This window comes from Pleionea sp. WD8-19 (assembly GCF_055326765.1).
Map to the genome: position 1 here is coordinate 1 of NZ_JBUZOU010000019.1, position 13,789 is coordinate 13,789.

Here is a 13,789-nt window from a genome sequence, read left to right on the forward strand (position 1 = left end):
ACCGGTCAGCGCCTTACCTGATTGAAGTTGTTCTAATGCTTTATTAAAGTCGAATTCTTGAGTCATAGGTCATTCCTGTTTTTAACAGTTTACTGAAATGACACAGATTTCTAAACACTACCTGCGATTCGGCGTGGCAATATCGGTCGACCGATAAAATACTCGTTATCGGATAATTGATCATTCCCTTGTCGCGGTGAACCTTCGGTAATACCTTGACTGTTAGCCAGATTAAAAACGCTCAGATTTATTCGTAACGAATCGGTTTCATGCCATTGCCAGGTGTATCCAAGATCCAAACGTAACAAATGAAAACCATCGAGCTTTACCGTATTGCCATCGTTAGCGTAGTTACTGCCATGATAATTATGCAACAACGCAAAACTCCAAACATCGTCATCGTAAAGTAAACCGGAGTTAACCAACAGCTTTGGTTTTCGTCTTAATTCGTTACCCACCACTTGTGGATCGGCCTGATATTGCGTGAGCTCATGCTGCTGGTACGTCATGTTTCCTGCCACTTTATAAAATTCGCTAAGGTTAAACTCACTTACTAACTCGATACCCCAAGCTTTAGTGGACTGCGTGATCACCAATTCTTCGATTCCACCGCTACCATCATTCACAAAATCCACACTTCGTCGATCGTCAAGATCAGTAAAAAAAAGCGCCGCGCTACCCGACGTATTTGTTGTAAAAAACTTTAGACCCAACTCACCTTGCTGGATTATTTCACCTTGGTAACTTTGTGGATTGCCCTGTTCGTCAAAACGAACGCTTCTCAATTCAGGAAAAAAATAACCGCGAGACAAATTACCATAAAGATTTAAATGCTCCGTTAAACGATAAAGTGAAGCTACGGATAGGGCAAATTCAGTAGTGGCAACATTACCACGCTCAAACTCACCATTGCCGGCATACACCCCACGTAAATCGGGTGCTAACTCAGGCGCCATAGAAAGCTCATGAAATGCTTTGCCTTCTTTCTCTACTTTACCTTCAATACGCTCTAAACGAGCGCCCACATCGAAAATCCAATGCCCATCGTCCATTTGATCAGCAATAAAAATGGCCTTCTTTTTTGCGCTAGCCTTATTGTTACTGTAATCAATACCGGTACCCGTGATGCCGTCTCGCGCAACAATCACTTGAGTACCAGGCGTGCCACTTAATGTTCCATCCACATCGTTAACGGTAAGATTAATCAGCCGGGGTCGATTATTAAACTCGGCCAAATAGCGCGTTAAAACATTTTGATCACGCGCTTGGCTATTAGAGTAAAACGTTCCCATCACCCAATCATGATGAAAACTTCCATAAAGAAAACTTTTTGAATAATTAAGTTCCAGTGAAAAGTCCGTCACCGGTCGGTTTCTATCTAAAATACGATTTGCAAACACACGATAATTCGCAGGCACCAACTCGCCATTGTCAGTAAATCTAAATTGGGCATTAGCACTATCACCAAGATTTCTTGCGAAGAGAAAGTCATTCAAAGACTCTGGCACATTGACAATGCCGTCACCATCCAAAAACAAATTAAACTGGTGCTTATAGTGCGCATACTTCGTTTTCAAATTTAACGTCGAATCGTTTCCAACTTCATTTTCCAGATTAAACGCTAACATCCCACCTTTGGTTACGACACCATCACCAATCGGCGATCGATAATTACCACTCTTAGCTGAGTACGTTATATTTTGAACCTGATCCGTTTGTAAACTGTACACCGTTTGCCCATCGTTTCCTGGCACTCGCTTTTGCGTTTGGCCATTTAACGGTAATGGCAAATAAAACTGAACCTGATCGTCGATGAATTGATAATGCAGTGTCCAGTTGCTAGAGCCATCCGTATACAATCGATTGATGTTTCCTCTCAGTTGTCCTCCTTTCGACGACAACCCAGTATCTATAGGTCCGTCGTCGTTACGAAACGTACCTGACGTTGTGTAAAAATAATTATCGGCTTTAAGTGGTCCACTTAGAACAAAAGCGCCTTTTACACGACCGAACCCTGCCACTTCCGATTCAATGTGCGCTTGCGAAGTATCTTCTCCTTTTTTAGAGATATAGTGAATTAAACCAGCAACGGAGCCAGGACCAAATAAATTAGAAGTACCACCACGTACAAATTCAATGTGGGAGATGCCAGGATCATTACGAAAATAAACGTCATAAGCAGAAGAGTTTAAACCGAAAATACTGAGTGCCGGCGTTCCGTCAATAAGAATGGGGGTAAATTGATATTGTCCCGCCGAAGGTAATCCACGCACTTGTAAGTTAACCGCGACTTCACCACCACCACCTTCAACTTTAACTCCCGGCACATAACGCAAAATATCCGCTTGACTGCTGAAAGACAGCCTTTCCAGATCTCTGGAGTAAATTTGCGTTGCCGATTGCGGCGTATCCGAAAGCAGTCGCTCTTTACGCGTACCAGTAATAACCAAAACAGGCTCTTTTGGCTCCACTTTATTTTTCTTAACTTTTGACTCAGCAGTAACCTTAGTACTGATCAAAGTAAAAAATACTAACAGCAATCCCAACAAAGAGAATGCATTCATTGACGATGACTTTTTGCCCAAGAGAGTGCCAATTATAGTTGAAAATCCTGTCTCGCGATTCCTCGACTATAATCAACTATGTTTTGCAGCAATCTGATGCCTATCCATGGGTTGATGTAATGATATAAAGTCATGTTCTTAAAACTCACTAAAGTTATAACTTTTTTGATAATCAACGCTTACTTGAGTTCTTTTGCTGATGAGCCTCTGGTATTTCTATCGACTCAGTTGAATCCACCGCAAGAGGCAGAAAAGATGCGAAATGTGATATTGCGCGAATTTCATACCCAAGTGCAATATTTACCTTATTCTCATCGTCGAGTTTTTCAAGAGCTTGCGATACCCAATAAAAGCTTTGTTACCCCGCCTTCATTGCTGGGCGGATTGCACGGTGATTTTGTCGATCTTCCCGTTCAAGATGCATTAGAAGACTTGTCATTTTTCTTTCACGAAAACCAAAACGACAACATCAATCCACAACTGCTAGGTCTTGGTCGTGCTGAAGACGGCAAGCAATTTTATCTTCCCTGGATGCACGCCACCTATATCATGGTTACTAACAGAAAAGCATTAAAGTATTTACCTGAGGGTGTTGAACTTGAACGAATAACCTATGAGCACCTGAAACAATGGGCAAGTAATATCAAACAGCATACCGGCAAAGAGTTAATCGGTTTTCCTATTGGTCCCCGCGGCTTAATGTTTCGCTTTTTGCAAGGTTATCTTTACCCCTCCTTTACCGGTCACAGTGTACAAAACTTCAAATCGTCAGAAGCGATTACCATGTGGCAGTGGTTTTCTGATTTCTGGCCTTTAGTCAATCACCGATCACTTACCTTTAACGAAATGTCGGAGCCCCTGCTTTCAGAAGAAGTGTGGATTGCCTGGGACCACACCGCAAGGTTGAGCCATGTATTTAATCAAAAACCCAAGGACTTTATTGCCTTTCCCGCGCCAATAGGTCCGAAAGGACGTGGCTATTTGACCGTATTGGCGGGTCTGGCAATACCTAAAAGTGCAACGCATAAAAAAAATGCAATAGAGTTGATCAATTATCTCCTGCAACCCAAAAAGCAAGTTGAAATGCTTCAATCGTTAGGTTTTTTCTCAGTTTTAATGAATATTGACAGTAACCTACTTGATGAAGGATTGGCATCAATGCAAAAAGCCACACAATTACAATCCAGCGATGAAAACGTGATAACCGGTTTAACGCCTGTGGGCTTAAATAAGCTAGAACAAGAGTTTAATATGCGCTATATGCTGACCTTTACTCGGATCATTTTACGAAAAAAGAACATCGCTCTCGTACTCGAACATCAAAGCCAGGCCATTTCTGACCTACTAGAAAAGGCAGCGATACCCTGCTGGCCACCAGATTCCAGCTTGCAAAAGCCCTGTAAGGTAAAATCGCATTGAAAGTTCGAGAAAATACAAGAGGAAGTTCTCGTTATTTATTGGAGTTTTTGTTAATCGTTTTTCTGGTCATAGTCCTAAGCTTTGGCTGGCACACTTGGCGTACAGTTACTCACATGGAAAGTGCGATACCATTAGAAACTTTAAGTCAACAACGCTACCAGGTAGGGCTCATTCAATCACTCTCGTATTTGACTTCGGTACTCAATGATCTGCGTGCAGAGCCAACCACAGAAAATCAAGTAAATTTTTCCGTAACGCTAGATATCACACAAGCAACACTCTATCGATTCAAACAACTTAAAGGCGAGCAATTTGCGCAAACATTACAAGCTCCTCTTAACGAAGCCGAAAGAATTATTCATGAATTAGTTCGACTTGAAGACGCTCATACAATGCTATCGGTCGATCAAGCCGTTGTTTTTAATGTGCGACTGACTGACGTAATCGTTGCTTTAAGCAGTATCTATTTACGAAATAACGAAAATGCTCTCAATATTTTGAATATTCAAGTTGCGCAAATTAATAAGTTAAGAACCAGCTTGGCTGTTGCGCTAATCATTATCACTTTATTTTTACTGACCATTGCGTACTTTGTGAGGAAGCAAAAGATAACGATTGCACAGCTAACAGAAGCGCGTTCCGATCTCGAAGAGTCCAAGCAATGGTTAGAACTCACCATGGAACAACTAAAGGAAAGCCAAGAAGAATTAAAACGACTCGCCAATTATGACGTTTTAACCGGTTTACCGTCTGTCCGATTGGGTAAAGACAGGCTTTCAAATGCATTAGCCTTTGCCAAACGTCATAATTGCATGATTGCATTGATGTTTCTCGATCTTGACGGCTTTAAAGCGGTGAACGACAACTACGGACATGAAATCGGTGACAGGCTGTTAAAAGAAGTCGCAAACCGAATCTCTCGCTGCATTCGCGAATCCGATACAGCCGCCAGAATCGGTGGTGATGAATTTATAGTCATACTTACGGAAATAACAGAAAAGTCAGCCGTTGAACCTATCGCATCACACCTTATCGAATCAATCTCTCATCCATTGAAATTGAACAACATCGTTATTTCCGTTGGCACCAGTATCGGAATTGCTTTATACCCGGAACACGGCGAACAACCGGAAGAGCTGTTAAAGGCCGCGGATAAAGCCATGTACGACGTAAAAAAATTTGGAAAAAATAACTTTAGGTTTGCAGAGTAATTTCAGAGCGTGACCGCTAAGCTTTCTGCAGAAGAATCAATCAACTATTGCACTTTAAACAGCCTTACTAACATTCATCAAAAGAAATAACAATCGTTCGCAATGCATTAACCGCTTCTATTCGATTTTTAACCATCAACTTTTCGAATATGTTATGAAGATGTCGCTTTACCGTCCCTTCTTCAATGAACAATTTTCGAGCTATACATTTGTTGCTCAGCCCAGTTGACACCAATCGCATGACTTGAACTTCACGAGTCGTCAGGCAATGCTTCACTGTCGTCGAATTGGTCATATTAAGTTTCCATTGAGTTTTTAAAGTCCATAAAAGTTGGCATCGAAAAGGGTTTTAGAAAAGTGAATCTGCGTAAATATCAGCTTCACTTAAGTGAAATGAGCCTAAATTTGAGATAAATGTAAAATATTACAGTTTTATAATGTGATTTTTCACATTATTTTTTGAATCGATATTGATAGGATTTTTTTTGGATAAAGTCGACCATCTTTAAAAACCAGATAACACAAATAATGCAGTACATCATTAAAGATTTAGTTGTTGATGTTTTAAACAAGAGTATTACTTACAACGGTTCAGAAATCACATGCTCAGAACTGACTTTTAATCTACTTTTGCTATTTTTTGAAAGGAATCATGAGTTATTGAGTCATGGCGAAATAATAAGCTCGTTGTGGCCTGGCGTATGTATAAGTGATGACAACTTAAAGCAACGCGTTCGTTTATTAAGAAGTACAATCCCTAGTGAGCTCTGTACAGAAATCCATATTGAAACGGTTCGAGGTAAAGGTTACCGTTGCGTTGCACGCTCACTGTCAGTAAAGAGTGCAAATAAACCAAACTCAATCTATTTTACTCCCGCTGTAGGTATATCGCTTATTATTATTTTGTCTTCAGTCGCTTTATTTCTGCTTCACCACGATAAAAATAACGCGATGCCCCTGCAAAAGAGTTCAAATTGGAGTCTTTTGTTCGAAAAGACTATCGTCCCGAAGGAAAAAAGCCTGGCTTTTTGCCTCGATGGGAAAGACGATTATTTAGATATTCATAATGCAGAAATGTTAAATGTCGACGAAAATGATTTTTCCATTTTTGCTTGGATAAGGTCCACAGGAGAAAAATACCAAATCATTATTGATAAACGATTCGAAAATAAAGTGAGCGAAACGAAAGGCTATGTTTTTTATCTCGAACATGGCTACTTAGCGCTTCAACTCGCAGATGGCATTGGTTCCTGGTACTGCGGATTTCACGAGAACTCCTCTTGCAGTAATTATATATCAAATATCAATGTCGTAGACTCCCAATGGCATCATGTTGGTGTTACCGTCGACCGAGACAGTGAGCAAGGTATCAAATTCTATCTTGATGGCGTTGTTCGTGACTATCGTGATCCTAGACGACGACAACTATCATTAAATAATAGTTCGATTGCGCGCATAGGTAGTCGCTCTTCATACACGACAGGTCTCTTTAAAGGAGAGATTGCTTCAGTCTCTTTCTATGATTATGAAGTATCAACTATGCAGGCACAGTCAATGTATCAAAGGGGAAACCGTCGTAGCTGCGAAAAATCATAGTTTATGAACAGCGGCATATTAATATGTATCGTTCGATACATTGTTGAACTTGTCTATAAACCTTACGCTTTCTCTACTTCAAGTGAAGTGATTGTTTTACAATTTTAGAGGAGCGTAAATTATGAAATTTTTTAAACCATTGTTACTATCCGGTTCACTCATTGCATCATTTGTAGCATCAGCTGCAACAAGTGAAATTGAACCAAGACCAACACCAACTTGCTACGACTGTGTTCAACATAATATTTCAACTCAAGCGCAGTGTACTCAAAACACACGTAACCCTACTTATCAAGCAGCATGGCATCAAGGGTTAAACACCAATGTCGATAATGATATGCTGGGTGGCGATATTGCAGCATATAAAATCAAATGGTCGAACGGTAGCTGGTCTCACTGGTATGTACCCGGTGTTAATGATATTGATCATAAGGTCAATAAAAACAACTCAGCAACTGACAACACCATGCGACGTATTTGGTCTTATTTCTACGATCACACTCACATGTATATCGTCTGTAAATAGTTCGGACTAATGAGAATGAGAGCGCGATTAAATGCTCTCATTCAATAAACCGTCATAAATATTAATGTTGCCAAAGACTATTATGCTCCTCAATCCAGTTCAGCAATCTCACATAAAGATTTAAAGACACAATATTAGGAACTGCATCACCTTTCAAATTCGCAATTATCAATAAACCGAAAGATACGTTTGTTTTTTAAACAGCAAAATTTGTTAATTGTTCGGTTAATTTCTATTCTTTGGGTGTGCCTATGTAGGTAAAGCGCTACTCCTGTTATTCCTGTTGTTACCAGTGCCGAACTTTCTACAAAAGCCAGAATAATAATTGATCCAACAAACCACATTAATAGCAATTCAATAACGCTGTGATTGAAATTGCTTTTAATCACCACTTTCAATATTTAGGTGCCTTATGAAAAAACTAACTTTAATATTGATTGTAGTTGGGTGTTTTTCGCTGTCTTCATCCTTGTTTTCACAATCCTCTAAACTCAATAACTTAGCTCCACATCAACAAAACGTATGGATTACAATAGGTAACGATGCCGTAAAGAAGTTATCAACCCATAAACATAAATTGATTACCACTTTTCCAAACTTAACGAAGAGCATGGATGCAAATGTAACGATTGCATCACTTACTGAGCAAGATATAGGCGAACTGAGTAAGTTCATGCACGACCACTTTAATCGATGCGGTGGTTTTATTTTTCACCAAACTCAACAAGATGCGGAAAATTATTTAAAGCAAAGTTTACAAGTAACGCAAGCAATACAAGTCAATTACACCATTAATAATCCCAATGGTGTCGCTGCTTTACTTGGTGAGTTAAGCGAGCCCAATTTAACCGCTACCGTTAACTCTTTATCAGCCTATAACAATCGTTATTACCGCACACAATCTGGCGTTGATTCCGCCAATTGGATCCATCAGCAATGGTCGAACATTGCTGCTTCACGGCCCGATATTTCAGTTGAACTCTTCAGCCATAATAACTGGGCTCAACCGTCGGTTATCGCTACGGTCACCGGCACGACCAATAGCGACGAAGTGGTGGTCATTGGCGGGCATTTGGATTCGATCAATTCGTCAAGCCCAACAAATGGCAGAGCACCGGGGGCCGATGACAATGCTTCGGGTATTTCAGTGATTACCGAAACGCTTCGCGCCTTAGTGGCCAGCGATTACAAACCCGCGAGAACGGTGAAATTTATGGGTTATGCAGCCGAAGAGGTAGGGCTGCGTGGTTCTCAAGAAATTGCGCAACAACACAACAGTCAAAATATTAATGTCGTGGGTGTGGTGCAATTTGATATGACCGGATATCGAGGCACCGCTAACAAAGACATCGTCTTTATGACGGATTACACCAACGCCGCGCAAAATAACTTTATGATGCAGTTAATTGATACTTATTTGACGGATGTTCAATACGGTACCAGTCGTTGCGGCTATGGCTGTTCCGACCATGCTTCCTGGCACAATCAGGGATTCGCAGCTTCCATGCCTTTCGAGTCGAACATGAGCGACTACAACTCATCGATTCACACGTCTAACGATAGCAGTTTCGACTCGTCTCACGCGTATAATTTTGTTCGATTATCCGCAACTTATTTAGCGGAACTCGCCAAAGGCGGCAACGATGATAATCCACCGCCTCCACCACCGGACGATGATGTTCTAGAAAATAACGTACCGGTTACCGGATTAGCCGCGACGCAAGGCAACGATCTTCGATACACCATGGAAGTCCCTCAAGGTGCAAACAACATCAGCTTTACGATTCAAGGTGGTAGTGGCGATGCCGATCTTTACGTGCGCTTTGGTTCTCCGCCGACCGACAGTACTTACGATTGTCGCCCTTATCGCAATGGTAACAACGAAACCTGTTCCGACTCACAAAGCGGCGGCACCTATCATATTCGGGTAAAAGCCTATACCAGCTTTAGTGATGTTACATTAACAGGTAGCTATTCAACTGGAGGCGGGAGCAATGAACCGATAGACGAAACCCACAGCAACATTAATTTAGCGCAAGGGGCTTGGCAGTATTTTACGGTGGATCTTAACGCGGGTTACTCTAATTTAACCGTGTCGATTTCGGGCGGCAATGGCGACGCCGACCTTTACGTGCGGCATAATGCACAACCGACTACGAGCAGCTACGATTGTCGACCCTATCGTTGGGGGAACAGCGAAACTTGTAGTTTTGATAATCCGGCGGCGGGAACCTGGCATGTGGGTATTCGGGGTTATTCGAGTTCTTCAGGTGTTACTTTGAATATTCAGGGTACTCCTTGAAGGCAGTTTATTGATTTTTAGTTTGGGCAGGGTGTGTTGTTGCGCACTCTGCCGGCTATTCAGTAATGATTTCATTTTATACCAATGAAGTCATGTAACGCATAACCTCAACCCTAGCACCTTATATACAAGCAGCAAAATATCCAATCTTAGAGCGACTTTTTAAACTTCTATTCGCTGGATGCGAGCCAGAAAATATGACGGACACTTCATGTCGAAATAATCGTAAAATATCGACATATTAACTTTACATGTCGATGCCATCGACATGTCAATAACATGAAATTACTTACTCTAGCCGAATTTTAAAGCTTTATTGAGTTCAAAATAGACAACCCTTCGGACATAACCATGAAAATATTTGCGATTAGTATTTCGGCGCAATTCGGGAATCATAGTTTTAATGCTTCCACGCTGAAAAAAGGAAGCATTTTATAAAACTATTGAAAAGTGAATTTTCGCTGTCCTTTACCATAGGCTAACCGTTACAACGCATCTTCCTTAACCTTAAAAACAGAAAAACTCAGTGCAGGTAGCATAACCTGTTGTTCATTAATCTTTCCTTTACCATATAACTGAGCTAACGAACCTAAGTGACTCAAGTATGATTGTGCTTCATCACCCAAATTAAATACCAGTAAATACCGCTCGTCATTCAATTGTCTAGTAAACACAAAAAGTCCACTATCTTCGCTAAAGTACTGGATAAATTGTTCACCTCGACGCAAAGCTTTGTGCTGTTGATAAATTAATGCGTATTCTTTTAATGACTGATAGATAGGATGCGATGAATCAAAATTATCTGCGGCTGTCGTTTTATCGGTACCAATTAAGTTATTGTCGTTATAGCTTGGTGTTTGCGATGGCATCATATCTTCACGCGCACCGCGATCACCCCCATCACCGGTAAAGCCTTGTTCATCACCGTAATAAATGACCGGTATACCACGCGTAAAAAACATGAGCGCATGAGCCAACTTCATTCGTTGAAGTAATTCTTCATCGTTGGCATTAGGCATTGCCTGTTGTAACGCAAAGCCTAGTCGCCCCACATCATGATTACTGACAAAGTTCATCAACAGGTCGGGGCGTTTATAAAGCTTATCTTGCTCAAATAATTCATTTAGATTGCGACTGCCTTTTTGTTCAACTAACACATCTCTCGCTCGAAACTGGAAAGCAAAGTCGAGCACCGAAGGCATTTTTCCTTCGTTGGTGTAGTAGCTGAGTAATTTTGGGTCGCCAGAATACACTTCACCAAAAACAAAAAAGTTAGGGATACCCTGTGCTTTGGCAAAAGATTCTATGGCAGGTACAAACTCTTGCCAGAACTCTATATTGACATGCTTTACAGTATCGATGCGAAATCCATCCGGCTTAAACTCAGCAATTAAATCAGTGAATATTTTTATCATACCCTTGACGACTTCCGGATTGTCGGTATCAATATCATCCAATCCCGAAAAATCACCATAAAGCGAATTTTCGCCGGTCCAGGTGCTATCGCCTTGATTGTGATAATACTCGGGATTATTCAACCACTGCGGTGACTTTATATTTTCATTGCCGTCGGGAATAAAGGGTGTATAGCTGTTGCCAGATTGCTTTTCTACTAACCTACGATAAGGACAGAGTTGTTCGTCAGTACTGAATAAAGGCTTGTCGGGTGTATGACACTCACGGTACTTGATCACATCGGCGGTGTGATTGGTAATAATATCGAAAAATACTTTTATGTTTTTGCTGTGTGCGGTATCGATAAACGACTTAAGGTCTTCATTGGTTCCCAGATGCGGATCAACCTGGGTAAAATCAATTGGCCAGTAACCGTGATAGCCGGCCGAATCCCCCTGCACCGCCTGATTGCGTAAAATCGGTGTCAACCAAATCGCAGTAATGCCCATTTCTTTTAAATAGTCGATTCGACGAGTTAATCCTTTTAAATCACCACCGTGATAATGTCCACTGCTTGTGGGATCAAACCCACCGGAAGAAATTGCGATGGATTTCGAACCTTCATCGTTCGATGGGTCACCATTATCAAAACGATCCGGCAGTACAAAGTAAAAAACATCATCACGAATATCACGACTCAAGTAGTGAGAGACAGTGATTTTTTCTCGAGAATTCACATTATCAGCCAGCTCACCGGGTTCTACAGTCGGCTGTCTTACTTCACAGGCAGACAATATAAGAAGCAAGGCACCTACCATTACTCTTAACGACAATAGGATGTTTTGATATTTCATGTCAGTTTCCGGATGTTTACAGCAATCCGATAACATACACTCGAATTTGGTGATCTTAAAGCAGCAAATCAATGACTACGTATGCATTGGTTTCATTGCCATTTAGCCAATGCGTGTTTCAGCACATATCAGATGCCACTCTGATGTCCTAAAAATATCAGAGTCAATCGACTAAGAGTATTTTTGGTGAATGAAAGTTCCAATACATCGAATGAATTTTGTAAAGCAATGTAATGGCTTTGTAAATATTGAAAACCCGCGTCAAATTTATGAACTATTTCAAAATCCTACTCTCTATTGAACACAAATAAGAGTACAGAAAATGTGCACAAGCTATTCAGCATAAAAAAACATTCGTGTCTTTGGAGCAGGCCATGAACAATCATTATCAAAACAAATACGTATTCAGAACACCGCTATTTTTTATCTCTATCATCAATTTACTTTTGTTGGGTTGCAGTGACTCCAATGACAGCGTTGGCAGTGGCTACCTTCAAGTATATAACGCATCTGGTAACGCACCTGCTTTGTTTATCACGGTTGACCAGGACGACAATGATGACTTTGTCGCTTCAACCAAAGGCGGAATCAGTTACGGTGAAGTCTCTGGATATATTGAATATGACAGCGATAATTACAACATCGATTTTTCATGGCAAGATGAAGCCGATACCAGCGATCTTGAAGTGTTGTTCGAAGAGGATATTTTTATAAGCAGCGATTATATTCGTCTTTTCGTTGTTTCCGAAGACATTAATTCTCCCAACGTTTTGCAGTTTAATATACCAATAATTGATGATGACAATGATACGGATGAAGCACTCTTCAATCTGCGTATTTTAAATATGCATCACAGCTCCGATGACATTCGACTGTATTATTCCGACACCGACGAGACATTTAACGAAGCCATTTTACTAAGCCAGAACAGTTATACAGAGTTATCCGACAACATGAAAATGAATCAGGATACGTATATCTTCTACATTTCCTCATCAAACAGCGATGAAGTATTGTACCAATCCGACGAAATCACCTTTGCAAACACGTCGCAATACATCCTATCTGTCCGGCAAAATAATGGTGCTGGTAGCTCGCCCTATATCATCGATAAAATTTCAACTTTTGCAGATTCTTTTTCCGACGTTGATGCCGAAAGTCAATTTCGAGTGTATAACGGTATCGCACCTCACGATCAAATACCTCACTATAACTTTTTGATCGATTTAGAAGTGGATGAAATTGACCATTCACCAGAAGTCACACAACTGGCAAAAGGTGCGTTCAGTGAACCTGTACCAATCGCTTTTGGCGATTACGGATTAAGTTTGTTAACATCCCACTCTAATGAAGTATTGATTAAAAATCATTTACTAAGCCTGGAACCCAACAGCGATAAAACCGCATTTTTCTACTTGATGGAACAAGCCGTGGATGACGATGGCGATGGTGATGTCGACGAAGACGGTGATGGTGAAGTAGATGAGTACGAAGTTACGATCAACTCATTGGTCGTGAATAACAGCAACAGTGAGAATATTTATTATCATCAAATTAAAATTATCAATCTGGTAGACGACTACGATTCCGTTAACGTCTATTTTGTAAAAAATGACGAAACCATTGACTCCGCAAGCTATCAAGCCAATGTTTCCTATGTCGATGAAAAGTCAGTATTACTGCGAAACAATACGTATCGTGTTCACGTTATCGGTACCGAGGACAGTAGCGAATTGGTATTGGCACAAAGCAACCTAACGCTTAACACAGAGAGTAAAGATCTGTTTTTAATCTTCGAAGAAGATCCGGTAACGTCTTCCGGATACAACATACAGTTTACCCCTCAACAACCTTAAACATATTTAGATGAGCCAACGACTCACCAGTCGTTGGCTGTATCTTAAAATCGACTTTTTCGTAAT

Annotated in this window: 9 protein-coding genes; 6 read left to right on the plus strand and 3 right to left on the minus strand. The window is 40.8% G+C overall.

Annotated elements, in window-relative coordinates:
- Positions 1–110 precede the first annotated feature (110 nt).
- Positions 111–2,564, minus strand: coding sequence for a TonB-dependent receptor domain-containing protein (locus ACTUJY_RS17930; RefSeq protein WP_463617505.1), 2,454 nt, complete (start codon positions 2,562–2,564; stop codon positions 111–113).
- A 255-nt stretch (positions 2,565–2,819) separates the two neighbouring features.
- Between ACTUJY_RS17930 and ACTUJY_RS17935 the strand changes: the two genes are divergently transcribed.
- Positions 2,820–3,983 carry an ABC transporter substrate-binding protein gene (locus tag ACTUJY_RS17935; protein ID WP_463617506.1) on the plus strand — a complete coding sequence of 388 codons (1,164 nt, stop codon included), beginning with the start codon at positions 2,820–2,822 and terminating at the stop codon, positions 3,981–3,983.
- Positions 3,980–5,194, plus strand: a complete 1,215-nt coding sequence (locus ACTUJY_RS17940; protein ID WP_463617507.1) for a diguanylate cyclase domain-containing protein — start codon at positions 3,980–3,982, stop codon at positions 5,192–5,194. The genes ACTUJY_RS17935 and ACTUJY_RS17940 overlap by 4 nt, the downstream gene beginning before the upstream one ends.
- Positions 5,195–5,261: 67 nt before the next feature.
- On the opposite strand, the gene ACTUJY_RS17945 is transcribed toward ACTUJY_RS17940, so the two are convergent.
- Complete coding sequence (locus tag ACTUJY_RS17945) at positions 5,262–5,489, minus strand: response regulator transcription factor (RefSeq protein WP_463617508.1); 228 nt, start codon at positions 5,487–5,489, stop codon at positions 5,262–5,264.
- Between the two features lie 233 nt (positions 5,490–5,722).
- Between ACTUJY_RS17945 and ACTUJY_RS17950 the strand changes: the two genes are divergently transcribed.
- From ACTUJY_RS17950 to ACTUJY_RS17960, 3 genes are all read left to right on the plus strand, one after another.
- Entirely contained in the window at positions 5,723–6,790 is a 1,068-nt protein-coding gene (locus ACTUJY_RS17950) for a LamG-like jellyroll fold domain-containing protein (protein WP_463617509.1), read from the plus strand.
- Positions 6,791–6,911: 121 nt separating this feature from the next.
- Positions 6,912–7,316, plus strand: coding sequence for a hypothetical protein (locus tag ACTUJY_RS17955; protein ID WP_463617510.1), 405 nt, complete (start codon positions 6,912–6,914; stop codon positions 7,314–7,316).
- Between the two features lie 412 nt (positions 7,317–7,728).
- Positions 7,729–9,618, plus strand: a complete 1,890-nt coding sequence (locus tag ACTUJY_RS17960; RefSeq protein ID WP_463617511.1) for a M20/M25/M40 family metallo-hydrolase — start codon at positions 7,729–7,731, stop codon at positions 9,616–9,618.
- 485 nt (positions 9,619–10,103) lie between these two features.
- Here the strand turns inward: ACTUJY_RS17960 and ACTUJY_RS17965 are convergent, their stop codons facing one another.
- Positions 10,104–11,867, minus strand: a complete 1,764-nt coding sequence (locus tag ACTUJY_RS17965) for an alpha-amylase family glycosyl hydrolase (RefSeq protein WP_463617512.1) — start codon at positions 11,865–11,867, stop codon at positions 10,104–10,106.
- 374 nt (positions 11,868–12,241) lie between these two features.
- Here ACTUJY_RS17965 and ACTUJY_RS17970 point away from each other — a divergent pair, with 374 nt between their 5' ends.
- Positions 12,242–13,723, plus strand: coding sequence for a hypothetical protein (locus ACTUJY_RS17970; RefSeq protein ID WP_463617513.1), 1,482 nt, complete (start codon positions 12,242–12,244; stop codon positions 13,721–13,723).
- The last annotated feature ends 66 nt before the right edge of the window (positions 13,724–13,789 follow it).